Origin of the sequence: Nocardia sp. NPDC050717 (assembly GCF_040654275.1) — a bacterium.
In the GTDB taxonomy this organism is placed as follows: domain Bacteria; phylum Actinomycetota; class Actinomycetes; order Mycobacteriales; family Mycobacteriaceae; genus Nocardia.
Genome location: NZ_JBFAHR010000010.1, coordinates 144366 through 164803 on the forward strand (window position 1 = coordinate 144366; position 20438 = coordinate 164803).

Consider the following 20438-nt stretch of genomic DNA (forward strand, 5'->3'; position numbering starts at 1 on the left):
TATCTCAAAAGTGAGGCAGTAGATGACAGAGCGGATTCAGGTCGGCGGGCTCCAGGTGGCCAGCGTTCTCCACGATTTCATCGAGAACGAGGCGCTCCCCGGTACCGGTGTGGACTCCGCCGCGTTCTGGGCCGGTGCCGAGCAGGTCATCAACGACCTCGCCCCGCGCAACCGTGCCCTGCTGGCCGAACGCGACGAGATCCAGGGCAAGCTCGACGCCTGGCACCAGGAGAGCCCCGGCGCGAACTACGACAAGGGCGCCTACAAGCAGTTCCTCACCGAGATCGGGTACCTGCGCCCCGAGCCCGCGCCGTTCCAGATCGGCACCGGCAACGTCGACGCCGAGATCGCCACCACCGCGGGCCCGCAGCTCGTGGTGCCGGTGATGAACGCGCGCTTCGCGATCAACGCCGCCAACGCGCGGTGGGGCTCGCTCTACGACGCGCTCTACGGCACCGACGCCATCTCCGAGGCCAACGGCGCGGAGAAGGGCACCGGCTACAACCGCGTGCGCGGCGACAAGGTCATCGAGTGGGGCCGCAACTTCCTCGACGACGCCGTCACCCTGATCACCGGTTCGCACATCGGTTCGTCGTACTACAAGATCGTCGACGGCGAGCTCGAGGTCGGCCTGGAAGACGGCACCGACATCGGCCTGGCCGACCCCTCACAGCTGGTGGGCTACCTGGGCGACCCCGAGGCCCCCACCTCGGTGCTGCTCAAGCACAACGGCCTGCACATCGAGATCCAGATCGACGCGAACTCGCCGATCGGCTCCACCGACACCGCGGGTGTCAAGGACATCGTGCTCGAGTCCGCGCTCACCACCATCATGGACTTCGAGGACTCGGTCGCCGCGGTCGACGCCGACGACAAGGTCGTCTGTTACCGCAACTGGCTCGGCCTGATGAAGGGTGACCTGGCCGAAGAGGTCACCAAGGGCGGCAAGACCTTCACCCGCACCATGAACCCCGACCGCGTGTTCACCGCGCTCGACGGTTCGGAGCTGGTGCTGCACGGCCGCTCGCTGCTGTTCGTGCGCAACGTGGGCCACCTGATGACCTCCGACGCGATCCTCGACGCCGAGGGCAACGAGGTGCCCGAGGGCATCATGGACGGCCTGATCACCTCGCTGATCGCCGTCCACTCGCTCAACGGCGACACCCAGCGCCTCAACTCGCGCACCGGCTCGGTCTACATCGTGAAGCCGAAGATGCACGGCCCCGACGAGGCCGCCTTCACCAACGAGCTGTTCGGCCGGATCGAGGACGTCCTCGGCCTGACCCGCAACACCCTCAAGGTCGGCATCATGGACGAGGAGCGCCGCACCACGGTCAACCTCGCCGCCTCGATCGAGGCCGCCAAGGACCGCGTGGTGTTCATCAACACCGGCTTCCTCGACCGCACCGGCGACGAGATCCACACCTCCATGGAGGCCGGCCCGATGGTCCGCAAGGCCGAGATGAAGACCCAGACCTGGATCACCTCCTACGAGGACTGGAACGTCGACACGGGCCTGGCCAAGGGCCTGCCCGGCAAGGCCCAGATCGGCAAGGGCATGTGGGCCATGCCCGACCTGATGGCCGGCATGCTCGAGCAGAAGATCGGCCACCCCAAGGCCGGCGCCAACACCGCCTGGGTGCCCTCGCCGACCGCCGCCACCCTGCACGCCACCCACTACCACCAGGTGGACGTGTTCAAGCGGCAGTCCGAGATCGCCAAGGCCGGCCCCCGCGCCACCGTCGACCAGATCCTGGAGATCCCCCTCGCGCAGTCCACCGACTGGTCCGACGAGGAGAAGCGCCAGGAGCTGGACAACAACTCCCAGGGCATCCTGGGCTACGTCGTCCGCTGGATCGACCACGGCGTCGGCTGCTCGAAGGTGCCCGACATCAACGACATCGGCCTGATGGAAGACCGTGCCACCCTGCGCATCTCGAGCCAGCTGGTCGCCAACTGGCTGCGCCACGGCATCGTCTCCGAAGCCGACGTGATCGCCAGCCTCGAGCGCATGGCCCCGGTCGTCGACCGCCAGAACGCCGGCGACAAGTCCTACACCCCGATGGCCCCGAACTTCGACGCCTCGATCGCCTTCCAGGCCGCCAAGGAACTGGTCCTCGAGGGCACCAAGCAGCCCAACGGCTACACCGAGCCGATCCTGCACCGGCGTCGTCGTGAGTACAAGGCCGCGCAGAAGTAGCGCGGTCGAGTGTGTGAAAAGTAGCTAGTAGCAGCACTTTTCATCAGCGGCCCCGCTCCGGAGGAATCCGGGACGGGGCCGCTGTCTCTTTCGAGCCGAAGCCGAGGTGGTTCGGCATGTTCGCGCGCGGCGCAGCGCCTACTCCAGGGATGCGGCGCGCGGATGTCGGACGCTGTTTCTACAATCCGGGCGTGACGTTCACCCTCGCCGATCTCGTCGGCTACACCGATCGCGGCCTAGACACCGACCTCGCCCGCTGGTTCCCTGACGCCGATTCGGTCGCCATCCCCGCCGAAACCCGTTCGGTTGCCCCGTTTCTCGAGAAGCTGGCCCCTGCCGATGCCGCCGCACTGGCGGCCTTCGACCGCCGGGTCCGCTCCGGCAGGCTGCCGCAGTTCCTCGACATCTTCGACTGGTCCTACGCGTTCGACTTCGCCGGCAACGAATGCACCATTCTCGATGCCGACTACACCACCGAACTCACCGACGAGGACGTGTTCTCCCTCGGCGCCGACGGCAGCGGCAATCTCTACGTCATCCTCACCAACGGCCAGGTCGCGGTGTGGTTCCACGAGGAGGACGTGCTCGAGGGCGGCACCCGTTTCGACAACCTCGACGTCTTCCTCTGGTCCTATGTGCGCTATCGAGCAGTGCGGGCGGGCAAGCTCGCCCGCACCGACGTCGAGGCCGACTTCCTCGCGCTCGGCCAGGACGGCGCACTGGCCGAAGAGGTGGGGCTGCTGAGCATGATGGCCTGAGTTCGGCGGCGTGGGAGTTCGGATCGTCGCGGCACGGTGGCGAGGTAGCGTCCCGGCAAGGCGCGCTCCTGCACCACAGTCCGGGCGGGCTCGTCGGGCCGCTTCTCGCGTCAGCCGGTGACGGCACCGTGGGCGGCCGAGCTGACCAGTTTGCGGTACTTGGCCAGTACGCCCGAGGTGTACTTGGGTGGCTGCGGTTGCCAGCCGAGTTTGCGTGCGGCGAGGTCGTTTTCGTCGATCTCGACGTCGAGGATGCGGTTGGCGACGTCGAGGACGATCGGGTCGCCGTCGCGGACGAAGGCGATCGGGCCGCCGTCGACGGCTTCGGGCGCGAGGTGGCCCACGCACAAACCCGTTGTGCCGCCGGAGAATCGGCCGTCGGTGAGCAGCAGGACATCCTTGCCGAGGCCGGCGCCCTTGATGGCGCCGGTGATGGCGAGCATCTCGCGCATGCCCGGTCCGCCCTTGGGGCCCTCGTTCCGGATGACCACCACGTCACCGGCCACGATCGTGCCGTCCTCGAGGGCGTCCATCGCGGCGCGTTCGCCGTCGAACACCCGGGCCGTGCCGCGGAAGACGTCGGATTCGAAGCCTGCGCTCTTCACCACGGCGCCTTCGGGTGCGAGGGTGCCGTGCAGGATGGTGAGCCCGCCCGAGCGGTGGATCGGCCGGTCGAGCCGCCGGATGACCTCACCGTCGAGACCGAGTTCGATCTCGGCAAGATTCTCGGCCATCGTGCGGCCGGTGACGGTCATGACGTCGCCGTGCAGCAGACCGGCGTCCAGCAGGGCCTTCATGACCACCGGGATCCCACCGACCCGGTCCACGTCGTTCATGACGTAGCGGCCGAACGGCTTGAGATCGCCCAGGTGTGGCACCTTGTCACCGACCCGGTTGAAATCGTCGAGGGTGAGCTCGACCCCGGCCTCGCGGGCGATGGCCAGCAGATGCAGGACGGCGTTGGTCGAGCCACCGAGCGCCATGACGACGGTGATCGCGTTCTCGAACGCCTGCAACGTCATGATGTCGCGGGCGGTGATCCCGCGGCGCAGCAGGCCGACGACCGCGGCGCCGGACTTCTCGGCGTAGTCGTCCCGGCGGCGGTCGGGGGCGGGCGGTGCGGCCGAGCCGGGCAGGCTCATCCCGAGCGCTTCGGCGGCCGAGGCCATGGTGTTGGCGGTGTACATGCCGCCGCACGCGCCCTCGCCCGGACAGATCGCCCGCTCGATGCGGTCGACCTCGGCGGGGGTGATCAGGCCCTTGATACACGCGCCGACGGCCTCGAAGGCGTCGATGATCGTGACGTCCTTGCCGTCGACATTGCCGGGCAGGGTCGATCCGGCGTAGAGGAAGACGCTCGACAGGTCGAGGCGCGCGGCGGCCATCAGCATGCCGGGCAGGCTCTTGTCGCACCCGGCCAGCAGCACGGAGCCGTCCAGCCGCTCCGCCATCATCACGGTCTCGACGGAGTCGGCGATGATCTCGCGGCTGACCAGGGAGAAGTGCATGCCCTCGTGGCCCATCGAGATGCCGTCGGACACCGAGATCGTGCCGAATTCGAGCGGGAAGCCGCCGGCGTCGCGCACCCCCCGCTTGACCGCCTTGGCCAGGCGATCGAGCGAGAGGTTGCACGGCGTGATCTCGTTCCAGCTGGACGCGACACCGATCTGCGGCTTCGCCCAGTCCTCGTCACCCATGCCGACGGCACGGAGCATGCCGCGGGCGGCGGTTTTCTCGAGTCCGTCGGTGACATCACGCGAGCGGGGCTTGATATCGATCGATCGGTCGTCGTCTGCCATACGGCAAGCCTACGAGCACGCAGCGCCGATCCGCGCGCATCACCCCGTGGTGTTTCGACCGAGGCCCGCCGCGCGCCCACGACTCCACCAGCCACTCAGGCCGCCTGACCGATCCGGTCGGTTGCCGCTGTCGTCACCGTTCAGAGATCGGCAGCGACCGACAGCAGGTGGAATGCGGTCTTGCCGGCGAGCCCGAAGTTGTTGTCCGACACCAGGACCAGCGAGCGAGAGCCGTCGGGCAGGGTCGGGCCCCAGCTCATGCCTTCGACGCACTGGGGATCGGTGCCCACCGAGGCGAAGTCGAACAGCAGCTTCTTCCGCATGGGCGCGGCGCTCGCGGGTGCGGCTGCGAGACCAGTGACCGCGTCCGCACCGGCGGTGGAGGTTTCGTAGAGACGGACGGTGAAGCCCTTTCCGGGGACGAGGCCGCGCTCGAGGGTGAGGTACCGGTTGTCGTCGAGCGACAGGATCTCTGCCACACCGGTCGCCAGCGCCACCCCGCCGGGCGACACCCGGTCGACCGGGTACAGGTACTCGGCCAGATCGGTGCCGTTGTTGCGGTGGATCTGGACCAGCCGAGCGCGGCTCTCGGCCTCGGTCGTCGCGGCCGGGCCGTCTTGCACCAGGGCGTTCTCGCTCATCGCGACGATCGCGGAATTGCCACGGGTCAGGTCCATGCTCTCGAAACCCAGATTGTCGCGGATCCCGGATGTCAGGGCGTTGTCGGCGTCGAGCGCCGGGGTGAACGCGCCGGGGACCGGCACGTCGCGGACGTAACCGCCGTCGAGGTTCGCTTCGCGAAGGAAACCTGCCCGGCCGACCTTGGCCTCGCCCTCGCTGGTGTAGAGGAATCCCTGGTGGTTGGGCAGCCATCGAATCGATTCGGTGTCGGACGTGCGTGGACGGTACGGGTTTCCGTCGGCATCACGCAGGGGGATGAGCTGGTCGAACCGTGGCTCACCCAGCGTGCCGTCCGCGCCGATCGGCAGGTTCAGCGTGTAGGCGCGCACCGGGCCTTCCTCGCCGCGGTTGTCGCTGATCGTGACATAGGACTTCTTCGCGGCGTCGTAGTCGATGCCGGACAGCCCACCGACCGGGAACCCACCGAGTCGCAGATCGTCGGACAAGGTCACCGTGTTCACGTAACGGATCGCGCCGCCGCCCTCGTCAGCGTGCGCGGTCAGCGGACACAGCGAGACCGCGCCGAGCACTGCCGCCGTCGACGCCGTGACGCCGAACCTGTGAAGCCTCATCGCTACCGATACCCTTCGCTCGTGGTGAGTCGGCCACAGCATCGTCGGCCTGCCGCGAAGCCCTCCAGCCCCGCCTCCCGCTCACCGGTCCACCTCGCGCCACCGCACGCCCGGTGCAGGAGCGCGGCACGGGCCGCCTCCGAAAGCGCTGTGCGCCTGCCTCATCCGGGAGCTGCCGCCACGCACACGCACCGGAGCTGGGAAATCCTGCCGATCCAGCAGGTTGGTCCAAGCCGGGAGGCGGGGGAGTCGGAGAGGCTCGAGCAGACCGGAAAGGAACTGCTCGTGACCGATTCACCCCTCGTCGACTCCTGCACGCCGGAGCGCGGCGGCCCCCGACTCACCACACTGCGCTGGATTCCGGGCGGGGCGCCGCGGGCCAGTGTCGTCATCATGCACGGGCTCGGCGAGCACGCCGCACGCTACGACAGCACGGCCCGGATGTTCACCGCGGCCGGCTTCTCCGTCCTCGCCATGGACTACGAAGGATTCGGGCGATCCGGAGGACGCCGCGGCGATGTCCGATACCCGTCGACGGCGCGGGCCCTGGACCATCTCCTCGCGCGGGAGCGCGAGCGAACGGGCGGCGCACCGGTCGTGCTCTACGGCCACAGCCTGGGCGGGCTCTACGCGTTCCTCTACGCCGCGGACCGGCCGGGCGCGGACGTGACCGCGGCGGTCGTGACCGGACCCGCTTTCGACTCGGAGCTGCGGAAGCAGCGAGCCAAGGTGGCCGTGGTCAGGAGCCTCGGCCGGATCCTCCCCCTCCTGACCTTGCCGAACGGGCTGCGGTTCGAGCGTGTCAATCGCGACCCCGACGTCGTCGCCGCACGCTACGCCGATCCCCTGGTCCATGGGCGAGCGACCGCACGCTTCGCGATCGACGTCCTGGCGCAGATGGATCGCGTGACCTCGGCGGCCGGCGGAGTCACCGTGCCGCTGCTCGTGGTTCACGGAGACGCCGATCTGATCAATCCGGTCTCCGCCAGCCGCCGGGTGGTCGATCTCGTGCCCTCGGCGACATTGAAGATCTGCCCTGGCGTCTACCACGGGGTGGAGGACGAACCCGAGGGTCCGGTCATCCTGGCCGAGGTCATCGCGTGGATCGACCGGACTCTGGGCGGCGAGAAGTCCGACGTCGAGTTGTCCCGGTGAGAAGTAGCGGTCCGGTACGACGCGACATCGCTCCGATCAGTTCGGCGCGACGAAGGCGCCGGCCGGTCCGTGACTGGGCGCCGAGGTGGTCGACGCTGCGCTGCGGGGCCAGGCCCAGGCGTATCGCAGGATGGCGGCGAGAAGGATCAGTTCCAGGACGACGCCGAGACCGTAGAAGAACAGCCAGGATTCGCCCGACACGTTGAATGCCGTGACGGGGACGTAGAGCGCCGCCACGGTGAGATTCGCGACGCGGCTCACCGCGGCGGGCAGCGTCATCGAGACCACGATCATGGAGATCGGGACGGCCATGAGGATCAGGGCGGCGGTCGAAAAGGTCTGGGAGAGATCGAATTCGAAGACCTTGCCGGCGAGGATCTCGTCGATGACGCCGGGGGTGAAGAAATTGAGAATGTCCACGTAGGCGTACAGGAACATGAAGCTCGTCCACGCCGCGGCGAGCTTGGCGCGCACCGGCATCGGCTGGTCGTCCAGAGGGGTGGGGTGTTGACGTGTGGTCATCGTGGGCTCCGTGGTCGGGTGGATCGGTACGTCCACGATCGCCGAGCCCGGCGGCGGGCACACCGGCCCCGAGGCCGGAGTCCGCCCGGCCGATGGCACGATCTCGTTCTCGTACTTTCGGCGGGTCCGCCCGGGCGTGCCGATCCCTATGCTGAAGCCGTGGTCACTGCCCGGCGCTCCTTCTGGCACGAGCCGCGACCAGGTGACGCGCCACCGATCGGTCGCCTCGACTGGTTGCTGGTGGGCGTGTTCGTAGCCGTCACCGTGGTGGAGAGCGTCCTTCGGCCGGGCTGGCCCCTGCCTGTGGTGCTCGCCTTGGTGCTGGTACCCGCCCTGCTCTGGCGGCGACGCCGCCCCCTGGCTGCCGCCCTGGTCGGCTGGGGCGTCGCCGGGCTGCTCGCCGTCCTCCAGGTGACCGCGCCCGCCGCCGATCTCGACCTCTTCTCCCTGATGGCCGTCCTGGTTCTGCTCTACGCGCTGGTGCGCTGGGGTTCGGGCCGGGAGATCGTCGCGGGGACGGTGTTCGTGACCGCCGTTGTCGCGCTCGGGATGTACGCCTCCGCCGCGGGGCGGGCCGACGTTTTCGGCGGCACTGTCCTGCTGTTGCTGATCGTCGCGCTCGCGGCGGTGTTCCGCTACCGCGCGGACCTCTGGCACCGCCGACAGCGCGAAATCCGCAATCAGGAGCGGGTGGCGCTGGCACGCGAACTGCACGACATCGTGGCCCACCACGTCTCGGCCATCGCGGTGCAGGCGCAGGCCGGTCGCGTGGTCGCGGCAGGCAGGCCGGACAAGGCCGCCGAGATCCTGGCCGCGATCGAGGCCGAGGCGTCGCGGACACTGGCGGAGATGAGAGCCATGGTGCGGGTGCTGCGCGCGGACGATGCCGTCGCCTTCGCGCCGCCGCCGGGTGTCGCCGACCTGCACGCGCTGGCGCGCGCCGACACGACGCCCACGGTCGAGGTCGCGCTGCACGGGTCGTTGACCCGGCTGGCCCGTCCCGTGGACACCGCGCTCTACCGGCTCGCGCAGGAGTCGGTGACCAACGCCGTACGGCACGCCCGGAGCGTGACCCGCGTCGGGATCGACGTCCGGCGCGAGGGGGACGCCGTCAGGCTGCGGGTCAGCGACGACGGACAGCACGAGCCGGGGCCGGTTCCCGAGCGTGGCTTCGGCCTGCTCGGGATGGCCGAACGCGCGCAACTCCTCGGCGGGTCGCTCGTCGCCGGACCGGGGCCGGACGGTGGCTGGGTGGTCGAGGCGGTGCTGCCCGCATGAACATTCGCGTGGTCGTCGCCGACGATCAGGACCTGGTCCGGACGGGGCTGGTGATGATCCTCGGCGCGCAACCCGGGCTCGAGGTCGTCGGCGAGGCGGCGGACGGGCTCGCGGCGCTCGACCTGGCGATCCGGCTGCGTCCGGATGTCCTGCTCGTCGACATCCGGATGCCCGGGCTCGACGGCGTCGAGGTGACCCGGCGCCTGGCCGGGCCGGGTGTCCCGCGACCGCTGGCGGTCGTCGTGATCACCACCTTCGACCTCGACGAGTACGTCCTCGGCGCCCTCCGCGCCGGCGCCCGCGGGTTCCTGCTCAAAGACGCCGGGCCGGAGCTGCTCTGCAGGCCGTCCACGCGGCGGCCGCCGGGGACGCGCTGATCGCCCCCAACATCACCCGCCGCCTGCTGGCGACCTTCGCCGACCAGGCCCCGATCACGCCGGTCCAGCCCGTCGATCCGCTCACCGAGCGCGAGGAGGAAGTGCTCGCGCTGGTGGCGCGCGGCCGGACCAACGCCGAGATCGCCTCCGCACTCTTCGTCGGCCTGAGCACGGTGAAGTCCCACGTCGCCTCGCTGATGAACAAGCTCGGCGCCCGCAACCGCGTCGAGATCGCGATGTGGGCCTACGACACCAGACGCGTGCGCGCCGAATAGCCGAGTGAGTGCTCGACGGTGGGAGACCGACTGCGCCGCACGCTACTTCGGCGGTCGGAGACGGTCCTGACGGACGGAGCGACCGGCAGCGCCGGGTGTACCAGCGGCGATCGGTCACCGATGCGACCGATGGTCAGGCGAGCGACAGCCCGAACGCCTCGACGAGGTCGGGCAACCTGTCGAGATCACCGGCGACGGTCAAGGTGCCGGCCTCGAGCGCAGCCGACAGAGACAACGCGCCGCTGTTGACGGCGACCAGCGTCGGTGTGTCCGTGGCGATCGACAGCTGTGGCGCGTCGACCGCGCCGGCGCGGATATCGACGCCGGTTTCGGTGATCTCCACGCGATAGGAGCGGTCGTCGATGCGCAGTTCGTGGACGCCTACCGCCCCCGCGGAGGCGTCGACGTCGAAGCGCGCCTGCACGCCGAGCGCCAGCAGATCGGGTGCGATGTATTGCTGTTCCGTCGGCTCGCCGAGCCGGGTCAGTCCCCAGCGTGCGAGGCCGACGAGGATCGGCCGCAGGGCCTCACCGTCGGCGGTGAGCTGATAGACCGCCGAGGCGGCCGGAGGCGGCAGCGTGGCTTTCACGATCACCCCGGCCGACTCGAGCTGTTTGAGCCGCTCCGCCAGCAGCGCGGTCCCGATCCCCGGCAGGCCGTCGCTCAGATCCTTGAATCGTTGCGGACCGAGCAGCAGATTGCGCAACACGAGCAGCGACCAGCGCTCACCGAGCAGATCGAGCGCGATCGCCAGACCGCAGTACTGGTTGTACGAGCGTTTCGCCACCCCAGGAAGTCTACAAGAACGAACTATGTACTTCATAATTCGACCGTGTTAACTTCAATATTATTCCAGTCGCGAATCTCGCAGAGCATGCGCACATCTCGTCCACCCGGGTCTCAGGGAGCGTGGAAATGTCCATCACACACGGCACAGAGTCGAAGCCCGACGCGACCGCTTTCGCCGCGGCCGTCGAGAGCATCACCAACCACGCACAGCTCGACGAGGCAGTTGCGCTCTTCCGGGAAGACGCGGTCGCGGAATGGATCTTGGACGGCGCCTACGAACGGCACGAGGGGATCGTGGCGATCCGCTCGGCCTTGTCGGTGATGACCGCGGTGTGGCGGCAGCGGCGGCTGCGTGTCCGCAAGACCGTCGAGTGCGTCGGCGCCGAAACGATCGTGCAGTCCTGGCGCGGCGGCTTCGGCGACGACGAGCGGCAGTTCGGGACCGAGATCTGGACACTGCGCGAGGGCCGGGTTGCCCGCCACCAGATGTACGGCTACCTGAACGTGCGGCGCCGCACCTCCCTACGCGCTGCGGTCCGGCTGACGATCGCCGCGCCGCGCACCTCGCTGAGCGCCGCGCGCAGCCAGGTTCGGCACGCGGGTCTGCGATCACTGTTCCGCACATGAGCGCCCACACTGCGAACCCCCTGCCACGCACGGCCTTCCCCGCGTCCACCTGCCTCTGTCCGCCCCGCCCACCAACGAGGAGATTCCGATGAAACGCGTCGATCAACGTCACAGCAGCAGTCTGGGCACCGCGCACGAGCGGGCCCTCACGGGTGGGACGATCCGCTACTACGACACCGGTGACGGTCCGCCGGTCGTCTTCGTGCACGGATTCATGACGAACGCCAACACCTGGCGCGACGTCGTCCCGAACGTCGCCGCCGCGGGACACCGCTGCATCGCTCCTGACCTCCCGCTCGGCGCCCACAGCATTCCTGTGCCCGAGGCCGGCCTCACGCCCGTCGGGGTCGCGGACATGGTCTCCGAATTCCTCGACGAGCTCGACCTCACCGATGTCACGTTGGTCGCCAACGACTCCGGTGGGGTGGTCACCCAGATCCTGCTCGCCCGCGGCCTCGCCCGGGTATCGCGTGTCGTGCTGGCCTCCGTGGACTGCTACGAGGCGTTCCCCCCGACCCGTTACCGCTGGTTGACGGCGGCGATCAAGATCCCGGGGGCGACGCGGGCAGTCACGTCGATTCTCCGCTTCCGCCCGCTGCAGCGGCTGCCCTTCACCTTCGGCCCGGCGACGAAACGACCGATCCCGCGCGAAGTCATGGACGGTTTCCTCCTGCCGAGTCGTCGAAGTGCCGAGATCCGTGCGGATCTCGCACACTTCGTCTCCCAGGGCGTCAGGAACGAATTCACTCTCGACGCCGCCCGGAAATTTCCCTTCGTCAGCACACCCGTGCTCATCGCGTGGGCCCGTGAAGACCGGCTGGTCCCGGCCGAATACGCCGAACGTCTCGCGAACGACCTGCCCAACTCGACGCTCGCCTTCATCGACGACTCCTACATGCTGGTGCAGGAAGACCGCCCGGATGCGCTCACGGAGCTGATCATCGAATTCGCCCGACAGCATGCCGCGCCGACACAGCGGTGACCGCTGCCCGCCGACGTCCGGGATGGCCTAGCGATCGGCGCGTTGGCGCAGTCTGGTTGTCATGACGCCGCTGTGTCCCGAAACGCGCCTTGCCGCCTATGGTTCCGTCTCTACGGCGCTGGCACTGCTCAGCGGTCACGCGCTGCGACGGACGTTGGACGCCGCGGTGCCGCTCGGGTCGGGCATCGGGGGGACGGCGGTCTTGGCGGAGGTTGCCGGGAGGCAGGTGTTCGTCAAACGGATACCGCTGACAGAGCGGGAATTGCGGCCGGAGAACATCCGCTCCACGGCCCAACCTCTTCGACCTGCCGATGTTCTGCCACTACGGCGTCGGCGGCCCCGCGTTCGGAGCGTGGCGAGAACTCGCCGCGCACGTCATGACGACCAACTGGGTGCTCACGGGCGAGTTCGCCGGGTTTCCCGTGATGTATCACTGGCGGATACTGCCGGATTCGGCGCCGCTGCCCGAGGAACTGGCTGATATCGATCGCGGACTGGCGATCTCCTCCCGGTTCGAGGTGGCGAACGACGAACGCGCCTTCTTCGACCGGCACCGGAACTATGACCGGTGCTATGCCGCCATGTACACGGGACAGTGGCTGGTGGCCGAGTTCTTCGGGGCCGGCCGCGCCCAGCGCGAGGCGAGCCTACGCGCATACGCCGCGGGCGGAGTACCGACCGGGATCCCGGACACCGCCGCGGCGATCCGCACCCGCGACGCACCCGTCGCCGTCGCGATGACCGAATTCTTCGATCTGCTCCGCTACGAGACGCGACGGGCGCCGTATCCGGCAGAGCTTTTGGCTGGTGGCGGGCGACGAGGTCCCGGCGACCGCGCAGGCCCCGATCACCAGTAGTGAGGTGTGAGGCCCCATGAGGCGAACTCGGCGGTGAGGAGGGTGCGGAGGGTGGCGCGGGTGGGGAAGTGGTCGGGGTCGGCGCCGGTGACGGCGAGGGTGACCGTGTGGCCGTCGGTGGAGAAGGACAGGTTCACGCCGGCTTGGAGGCGGCGGAACAGGGCGGGGTCGTTGGTGCAGACGACCGGGCGCATGAGTACCGCGGCGGCGCGGTGGTGGCCGATCGCGGCGACGCCCTCGGCGGTGTCACCGAGGTTGGTGCACAGGCATTCCGGGGCCGTGGCGGTTCGGGCGAAGTGACGCAGGACGACCCGGGGGAGGATCCGCTGCACGGGTTGCAGGTGCTGGAGGGCAGGGGTGGTCGCCGGGTCGCGATAGGCGGTCGCCGCGCGTTTGACCGCCGTCCTCACCGCGCCGAGGTCGACGCGGTCGGTGGCGCGGTAGCGGACCGAGATCGGCAGGCCGGTCGTGGCATTCGCGCGTGGATCGCCCGGAACGCGCAGGGAATGGGGAATGTCGACGCGGATGTCGGCGGCGTCGCCGACGCGGCCGCTGCGGCCGAGCAGACCGGCGCCGAGCGCGATCAGCAGACCGTTCGTAGTGCCGGAGTGTGTGGCGGCGACGGAATTCCACTGAGCCAGGGACAGATTCACGACCACGTCGGCGGGCGACCAGCGATCCGGCAGCGGGAGCGGCGGTGTCGCCGGCCGGGGAGTGCGCGCGGGTTCGGTGACGGCGCGCGCCGCGACCGCGGCGCGGACACCCCTCGTCACCGCGCGCAACTGCAGTGCCGCGTCGAAGACGTTCGCGCCGAACGCGTGTCGCGGCGCGCGACCGACCAGGGCCCCGGAACTCGTGGCCCGGTCGGGTTGCTCGCTCATGCGGGCCAGCGCGTCACCCACGGCGAACAGCACCGCGCCACCGTCGGAGGCCACGTGCGAGGTGACCAGGGAGACCACGGTGCCGCCCGCGGTGGTCGGCGCGGCGGACAATCGCCACACCCGACCGGACGCCGGGTCGAAATCCACCCGGCTCTGCGCGAAATACCAGTCCAGCACCTCGTCGTCGGCGACCCGCACGGTGTCCCAGCCGAGCGGGATCGACGCCGTGGCGGGCAGCCAGTAGGGCCGCGCGAACGGAACCCGGGCCGGGTGGACCCGGCGCGCCAGGAACCCCTGGGCGAGCTGGGCGTGGAAGCGGTCGAGCAGGTCGCGGTCCAGTGGTTCGTCGAACTTCCAGGCCAGCTGGTTGACCAGTGCGTTGCCATAAAGGCTGTGCAGTGTGAGGAACAGGTCGTCGTCGGCGGTGAGCCGGTTGACGGCGGTCACGGGGGTGATGGCGGGCGCCGTGCGTGTCATGGTGGCTCCTCTCAGCGGGCGCGCAGGGTGCGGACGGTCAGGGGCGCGAAGACGGCGACGACCACGAGCGAAGCCACGATCGACCAGCAGGCATCCGCGCCGACCGCCCCCTCCTCGGCGAGTGCCCGCACGGCCGACACCAGGTAGGACACCGGGTTGAAGTCGGACACGTACCCGAGCCAGGTCGGCATCGATTCCTCGGGCACCAGGGCGTTGGAGGCGAAGCTGAGGAAGGTCAACACGAGCATCGACAGGCCCTGCACGGCGGCCGGCCGCGACACGGTGACCCCGATGAACGCGAACAACCAGCTGATCGCGGTGGTCGCCGCCACGACGAGCACCGCGCCGGCGAGGAAACCCACCGGGTGCGCGGGCCGGTAACCCATGCCGAAGCCGACGAGTACGACCGTGGTCGCGGCGAGGACATATCGCGTCGCCCCGGCCAGGAGTGCGCCGGCGACCGGCGCGGAGCGGGCGATGGGCATGGCGACGAACCGGTCGAACACCCCGGACCGGATGTCCTCGGACAGCTGGACCCCCGTCGCGACGGAGGAGGTCAGCACGATCTGCACCAGCACGCCGGGGACGAGAATCGGCAGATACGCCTCGGTGCTGCCCGCGATGGCCGTGCCGAAGATGCTGCCGAACAGCAACGGCCCGACGATGGGCAGCAGCAGGGCGTCGTAGAGCAGCTGCGGGCTGTGCCGGAAGGTGAGCAGGCCGCGCCACGCCATGAGCAGCGACTGGGTCAGCGAGGCGCGCAGGCTGACGTGGGTGACGCGGGGACGGCGCTCGATCGGCGCCGCGGTGCGCCCGACGATGGTGACGGTCATGGTGGTCTCGGCTTCCGTGATCAGGCGGCGGCGCGTGTGGTGCCGGTGAGAGCGAGGAACACCTCGTTCAGGTCGGGTCGGTCGACGGCGAAACCGCGCAGGGCGATGCCCGCACCGCGGCAGGCCGCGACGATGTCGGCGGCGGTGCCCGCGTCGGCGAGCGCGACGGTCAGCACCCCGGCGGACGAACCCTCGGGCACCTCGCCGGTGAGCCCGGCGACGATGGCCTCGGCGTGCGCGGACCGGGCCGGCTCGGCGAGTTCCAGCCGCAGCACCTGCTCGCCGATCGCGGACTTGAGCTCGGCGACGGTGCCCTCGGCGACGACGGTGCCCCGGTCGATCACCGCGATCCGGTCGGCCAGGGCATCGGCTTCCTCGAGGTACTGGGTCGTGAGCAGCACCGTCGCGCCGCGGGCGACGAGCTTGCGGATGATGCCCCACATACGGTCGCGGGTATGCGGGTCCAGACCGGTGGTCGGCTCGTCGAGGAAGATCAGCGGGGGATCGGTGATCAGCGTCGCGGCCAGGTCGAGCCGCCGCCGCATGCCACCGGAGAACCGGCCGACCGGGCGATCGGAGACCGCGCTCAGTTCGAACTCCGCGAGCAGTTCGGCGCTGCGCGCGGCGGCCTCGCGACGGGAGAGCCCGAGCAGGCGGCCGAACAGGCGCAGATTCTCCCCGGCGGTGAGGGTTTCGTCGACGGAGGCGTACTGGCCGGTGAGCCCGATCATCGAGCGCACCGCGGTGGCCTCCCGCACGATGTCGTAGCCGAAGATCTCGGCGCTGCCGCGATCGGGACGCAGCAGCGTCGCGAGCATGCGCACGGTGGTGGTCTTACCGGCGCCGTTCGGGCCGAGCAGGGCGAAGACGGTGCCCGCCGCGACGGTGAGGTCGACCGCGCCCACGGCGGTGAAATCGCCGTAGGACTTGCCGAGTCCGGTGATCCGGATGGCGATGTCGGGGTTCATGGCATTCTCCCTGCGGCGTCGAGGAATTCGGGCACGAGCGGAGCCAGCGCCGCGACGGCGTCGGCGGCGCGTCCGACTCCGTCGGTGGTGAAGGTCGTCGCGTAGTCGGTGCTCCGGCGGCGCGCCTCGGGGGTCGTGATCCGGTCGAGCAGCGCGTCGAGCCGCGCGGCGGTGAGTGTGCGGGCCGGGGTGGTCGCCGCCAGTCCACGTCGCCGCAGGGCCTGTCCCCAGTAGGGCTGGTCGGCCTGCACCGAGCAGATCACCTGCGGCACACCGGCTCTCAACGCGGCAGCGGTGGTGCCCGCGCCGCCGTGATGCACGGCCGCGACGCACCGCGGCAACACCGCGCCGTGGTCGACCTGGTCGACCACGGCCATCTCGGCGTCGATGTGGGGCGCAATCGCGGCCCACCCCGAGGCCAGCAGGAGCCTGCTGCCGCGGCGCCCGCAGACCTCCCGCAGCATGGCGACGAACTCGACCGGATCGCCGACATCCATCGAGCCGAACCCCACGTAGACGGGCGCGGAACCGGCGGCCAGCCACCGGTGGGCCGCCGTCGTGGCATCCTCACCCGAGGCGGGATCGGTCGGCGCCGCGGCGAGGAAACCGTCGGCGTCGACCGGAAATCCGGTGAACGGGCCGGGCAGCTCGTCACGCAGGCCGGGGAACAGCGCGGGATCGTACGCCTGGATGCGCACTCGGACAGGTGGTTCGCCCGGCGTCAGCACCGGAGCCAGCGCGGCGGCCCGCGCGCGGGCCAGCGCCGACCACCCCCAGCGGTGCACGACGCCCGGGACCCGCTCCGCCCACCGCGCCGGAACGACCGGGACGACCGTGTTGGCCTGAATCGGGAAGAAGTGCATCGCCGCGAACGGCCGCCCCGTCTCGCGCGCCACCGCCGCGGCGGCCTCCTCGCCCGCCATGCCCGCCACCACCACATCGTGACCGGCCACGAGCTCGCGCAGGTCGGCGACCATCTCCGGCACACCGCGCCGCTGCAGGTCGAGCACGGCCCGCGCGCGTGACCACGGATTGCGGGAACCGAGTCGGGGATCACGGCGCTGGGCGCGCAGCAGCTCGGCGCTGTCCCGGCCGAACGGAACGGCGGGTACGCCGCGCTCGGTCGCGAAGTCGACGAGGTTCGGCGCGAGCGCGAGGGTCACCTCGTGCCCCCGGGCGCGGAGGGCGCGCGCCAGCAGGATGCCGGGCTGGGCGTCGCCCCGGCTGCCGGTGAAAGCCAACAGTGCTCGCATCGGTTCACACCGCCTGCGCGACGACCGGCGCCGTGGCGGGCGCGGGCGCGTCGAGGTGGACCGCCGCCGTGATCTCCGCGAGCGCCTCGCCGAAGGCGGTGAGGAACTCGTCCATCACCTCGGCGGGCAGGCCCGCGGGGTAGCGGGTGGAGACGTAGAGGCCGTCGGCGGCGCGCACGACCCACAGGAACACCTCGTCGCTCGAATACGATTCGGCCCGCAGGGTCCGGCCGCGCAGGTCGGCGACCAGCTCGTAGCCGGGCAGCACCCGGATGTCGAGGAACGAGATGCCGAACCGGGGCGTGTCCCGCACACCGAGGATGTCCAGGACGCGGCACCACGACGCGTCGTTCGCCGTCCGCGACCGGCGCAACGCCGTGCGCGTGCTCTCCAGCGCCGCGGTCATCCCCGCACCCGCCTCGACCCGGATGTCGACCGGGACGACATTGACGAACCAGCCCATCGCTTCCAGCCAGCGCAGGTCGGGCCGGGTGGCGATCGGCATCACCGTGCGCATCCGCTCCGCGCCGAACCGGCGCTGATGGGCCACGGCCAGTGCGGCGAACACCGCCACCGACATCCGATGCCGCATCTGGTCGAGGACCGCCTCGATCTGCTCGAGCCGGTCGAGCGCGATCACCCGCCGCGACACACTCGGCTGCGCGAGTTCGGCGGCCACGGGCCGGTGCGCGTGCGGGGCGAACCGTGGCATGGTGCCGTCGTCGCCGGCGAGGAACTCCCGCCAGACCGCCACCGCGGGCGACTCGGCGTCGAGCTGGGCGGCGGCGGCCCGTTCGGCGACCGCGAAGTCCGCGGGGCTGCCGAACGTGGCCGATTCACGGGGCCGCGCGCCCGCCAGCACCTCGCTGTACAGGGTGCGCAGCTCCAGAATGAGGATGGCCTGGGAGTAGGCGTCCAGCACCGAGTGATCCGCGGCCACCAGCACGGTGAAGTCCGTGGTCGCGGTGTGCTCGACGGTCGCGGCGAGCAGATGCGGCCACACCAGCGGCGACAGGCGCAGTTCCAGTGCGCCGCAGAGGAATTCGTTGATTCGGGCCCCGTCGGTGTGTGCGTCGACCACCTGTTCGGCGATGTCGACTGCCGTGGCGGGCGCGAGGAGCCTGCGTGGCTCGCCCGCGCCGTCGGCGCGCACCGTCGTGCGCAGCCCTTCGTGCCTGGCATGCCAGCGGCGCAGGGTCTCGCGCCACGCGGCGCGATCGAGCGGGGCGTCCATTTCGAAGACGGTGCCGATCCAGCGGCCACGGCCGGGTCGCGGATCGGCGGGGTCGATGCCCGCGCAATAGCCGGCGTGCACGCTGGACAGTGGTCGGTCGTCGGGATGCCACGCGTCCGCGGGGAGTTCCGGCGTCCAGAGCGACAACGTGCCGGAACGAATCTCGAATTCGGACAAATGGGTGTATTCCATGACCGGTTCACCTCGTGACGAATACATGCCGGAACGGCGGAAGGTGGATTCGAAAAAGAGGGGGCACGTCGATGTGTCACCACTGATGCGCGGGTACTTCGGCGGCAGATGTTCCGGGAAGCCTCGGCGGATCTGATGCTATAGCCGGGCTGTGGGAATTCATGCCTGTGACAGCCGTCACCGGTTGTGCTGAACAAAACTCCGCTGCGCGTGCTCATCGACGAGGAACCGGTGGATTGCGGCTGTCTCCCAGAATGTTTCGGATGGAATCAGTCGCGCACAGTATTGTCCGCCGATATTTTTGTTCACCCGAAGCCGGCGCGCGTTGTCGCGGTCATCACAGCGCGAGTGGCTCGTTGTCCGATGCTGTTCTCCGGCCGTTCATCCGGGCGTCCTCAGTACGTCGTCCCGGCATCGCCGCGAAGGGCCAGGTCGCGCAGGCGGAGCCAATCGATCGTCGGCGGTGCGGGCGGCGCGCTCGGCCGGTTCCGCGGCACCCGGACGCGCAGCGCGCCCCGCTCGATGACGCAGCGCACGGGCGTGTCGAACCGGCGGGATTCACCGTCGACGCCGACCGGGATCTGCGGCGCGTCGGCGTCGACGTCGACCTGCGTGGTGGTGTGCTGGGTGAGCCCGCGGCCGCGGGTGCGCCGGAGGAGACCGACCGCGTCGCGAGTGCCCGCCACTGAGACGGTGACCGCGCCGAGCATGCCGAGATCGAGCCGATCGCGGCGGTTGAGGCCGGCGAGATCGCCCGTCCGGTACGGATTGTTGCTCACCAGGATCGCCTGCGGCCCGGCGACCGTCGTGCCGTCGATCCGGGCGACGAGCCGGTGGCCGGTGTGCCCGGCGAGCAGATCGGGCAGCAGGCGCAGGACCGTCGCGGTCTTGTCGTCACGGTAGGCGGGACTGCGCACGATCTCGGCGTAGACGCCGAACGACGCGTTGTTGACGAACGGCAGACCGTTGATGCGGCCCAGGTCGACCCGCAGTTCCACGCCGTCACGGAGCGCGTCGAGCCCGGCGGCCGGATCATCGCGATCCAGGTGGAGGTCCATCGCGAAGTGGTTCCGTGTCCCGGCGCTGAGCACCAGGAACGGGAGATCGTGCTCGGCCGCGACACCGGCCACCAGCGCCTGGGTCCCGTCACCGCCCGCGACTCCGAGCAGGTCGGCGCCCCGCGCGACGGCCTGCCGGGCCAGCTCCTCGATATCGACGTCGCCGTCGAGCAGCGCTACTTCCGCGCCGAGTGCTTCGGCGCGGCGACGCAGGTCGTACTTCTCGACCTTTCCGCCGCCGGACCGCGGATTCATGATCAGGAACGGGCGCCGGGCCGGCGGGGCAGGCACTGCGGACGCGGCGGCGGATGCTGGTCCGGCGCGCAGCGCGACGCGCGCGCAAGCCACCGCGAGCAGGGCCGCCGCCACGGCGAGCACCACCACCCACAGCAGGCGGGCTCGGACGAACACGACCACGACGACGATCGGCGCGAGCACCGCGATCGCCAGCGCCACCCAGCGCAGCAGTCCGTACCTGGTCAGGAACCAGTACAGCGCGGCGATCGTGACGACCACGCCGCCGGTACCGATGATCAGCACACCGAGGGTCCCCGCCACGCCCGCGAACAGGATCGGGATCGCCGCTGTCAGGGCCGCGAACACGAAGGCGCCCCGCGCCGACCAGCTCCGGAGCCGCATTCCGGAGTCGCCGCTCATCGCCCGGCCCCTC

General features: G+C 70.2%; 17 protein-coding genes and 1 pseudogene. 8 read left to right on the forward strand and 10 right to left on the reverse strand.

The window, feature by feature from the left end:
- Positions 1–22: 22 nt before the first annotated feature.
- Positions 23–2200 carry a malate synthase G gene (locus AB0H56_RS20855; RefSeq protein ID WP_357165615.1) on the forward strand — a complete coding sequence of 726 codons (2178 nt, stop codon included), beginning with the start codon at positions 23–25 and terminating at the stop codon, positions 2198–2200.
- Between the two features lie 191 nt (positions 2201–2391).
- On the forward strand, positions 2392–2958 hold the full coding sequence (locus AB0H56_RS20860; RefSeq protein WP_357165618.1) for a hypothetical protein: 567 nt from the start codon (positions 2392–2394) through the stop codon (positions 2956–2958).
- Between the two features lie 110 nt (positions 2959–3068).
- Here the strand turns inward: AB0H56_RS20860 and ilvD are convergent, their stop codons facing one another.
- Positions 3069–4757, reverse strand: coding sequence for a dihydroxy-acid dehydratase (gene ilvD / locus AB0H56_RS20865; RefSeq protein WP_357165621.1), 1689 nt, complete (start codon positions 4755–4757; stop codon positions 3069–3071).
- A gap of 140 nt (positions 4758–4897) precedes the next feature.
- Entirely contained in the window at positions 4898–6010 is a 1113-nt protein-coding gene (locus AB0H56_RS20870) for an esterase-like activity of phytase family protein (protein ID WP_357165624.1), read from the reverse strand.
- A 285-nt stretch (positions 6011–6295) separates the two neighbouring features.
- Here AB0H56_RS20870 and AB0H56_RS20875 point away from each other — a divergent pair, with 285 nt between their 5' ends.
- The gene (locus AB0H56_RS20875) at positions 6296–7165 is read left to right on the forward strand and encodes an alpha/beta fold hydrolase (RefSeq protein ID WP_357165627.1); all 870 of its coding nucleotides are present in this window, start codon (positions 6296–6298) and stop codon (positions 7163–7165) included.
- A 36-nt stretch (positions 7166–7201) separates the two neighbouring features.
- Here AB0H56_RS20875 and AB0H56_RS20880 read toward each other — a convergent pair whose 3' ends face one another.
- Positions 7202–7687, reverse strand: a complete 486-nt coding sequence (locus AB0H56_RS20880) for a DUF6326 family protein (RefSeq protein WP_357165630.1) — start codon at positions 7685–7687, stop codon at positions 7202–7204.
- Between the two features lie 159 nt (positions 7688–7846).
- Here AB0H56_RS20880 and AB0H56_RS20885 point away from each other — a divergent pair, with 159 nt between their 5' ends.
- The gene (locus AB0H56_RS20885; protein ID WP_357165633.1) at positions 7847–8965 is read left to right on the forward strand and encodes a histidine kinase; all 1119 of its coding nucleotides are present in this window, start codon (positions 7847–7849) and stop codon (positions 8963–8965) included.
- A pseudogene (locus tag AB0H56_RS20890) lies at positions 8962–9617 on the forward strand (response regulator transcription factor). Before AB0H56_RS20885 ends, AB0H56_RS20890 begins: the two are co-directional and overlap by 4 nt.
- A 133-nt stretch (positions 9618–9750) precedes the next feature.
- Here the strand turns inward: AB0H56_RS20890 and AB0H56_RS20895 are convergent.
- On the reverse strand, positions 9751–10440 hold the full coding sequence (locus tag AB0H56_RS20895) for a helix-turn-helix domain-containing protein (protein WP_357165636.1): 690 nt from the start codon (positions 10438–10440) through the stop codon (positions 9751–9753).
- 92 nt (positions 10441–10532) lie between these two features.
- Here AB0H56_RS20895 and AB0H56_RS20900 point away from each other — a divergent pair, with 92 nt between their 5' ends.
- From AB0H56_RS20900 to AB0H56_RS20910, 3 genes are all read left to right on the forward strand, one after another.
- A complete protein-coding gene (locus AB0H56_RS20900; protein ID WP_357165639.1) occupies positions 10533–11033 on the forward strand; it encodes a hypothetical protein in 501 nt (166 codons plus the stop codon).
- 88 nt (positions 11034–11121) lie between these two features.
- Positions 11122–12015: an alpha/beta hydrolase gene (locus AB0H56_RS20905; protein WP_357165642.1), complete on the forward strand. Its 894-nt coding sequence runs from the start codon at positions 11122–11124 to the stop codon at positions 12013–12015.
- Positions 12016–12326: 311 nt separating this feature from the next.
- On the forward strand, positions 12327–12872 hold the full coding sequence (locus AB0H56_RS20910) for a hypothetical protein (protein ID WP_357165645.1): 546 nt from the start codon (positions 12327–12329) through the stop codon (positions 12870–12872).
- On the opposite strand, the gene AB0H56_RS20915 is transcribed toward AB0H56_RS20910, so the two are convergent.
- The 6 genes from AB0H56_RS20915 to AB0H56_RS20940 all read right to left on the reverse strand — a co-directional run bounded on the left by AB0H56_RS20915 (position 12863) and on the right by AB0H56_RS20940 (position 20425).
- Positions 12863–14230, reverse strand: coding sequence for a hypothetical protein (locus tag AB0H56_RS20915; protein ID WP_357165648.1), 1368 nt, complete (start codon positions 14228–14230; stop codon positions 12863–12865). The two genes, AB0H56_RS20910 and AB0H56_RS20915, sit on opposite strands and share 10 nt — an antisense overlap.
- Positions 14231–14241: 11 nt before the next feature.
- Entirely contained in the window at positions 14242–15063 is an 822-nt protein-coding gene (locus AB0H56_RS20920) for an ABC transporter permease (RefSeq protein ID WP_357165651.1), read from the reverse strand.
- A gap of 20 nt (positions 15064–15083) precedes the next feature.
- Positions 15084–16031: an ATP-binding cassette domain-containing protein gene (locus AB0H56_RS20925; protein ID WP_357165654.1), complete on the reverse strand. Its 948-nt coding sequence runs from the start codon at positions 16029–16031 to the stop codon at positions 15084–15086.
- A complete protein-coding gene (locus tag AB0H56_RS20930; RefSeq protein WP_357165657.1) occupies positions 16028–17284 on the reverse strand; it encodes a nucleotide disphospho-sugar-binding domain-containing protein in 1257 nt (418 codons plus the stop codon). Before AB0H56_RS20930 ends, AB0H56_RS20925 begins: the two co-directional genes overlap by 4 nt.
- Before the next feature lie 4 nt (positions 17285–17288).
- On the reverse strand, positions 17289–18710 hold the full coding sequence (locus AB0H56_RS20935; protein ID WP_357165660.1) for a condensation domain-containing protein: 1422 nt from the start codon (positions 18708–18710) through the stop codon (positions 17289–17291).
- 395 nt (positions 18711–19105) lie between these two features.
- Positions 19106–20425 (reverse strand): diacylglycerol kinase family protein, encoded by a 1320-nt coding sequence (locus tag AB0H56_RS20940; RefSeq protein ID WP_357165663.1) that lies wholly within the window; start codon positions 20423–20425, stop codon positions 19106–19108.
- Between the last annotated feature and the right edge of the window lie 13 nt (positions 20426–20438).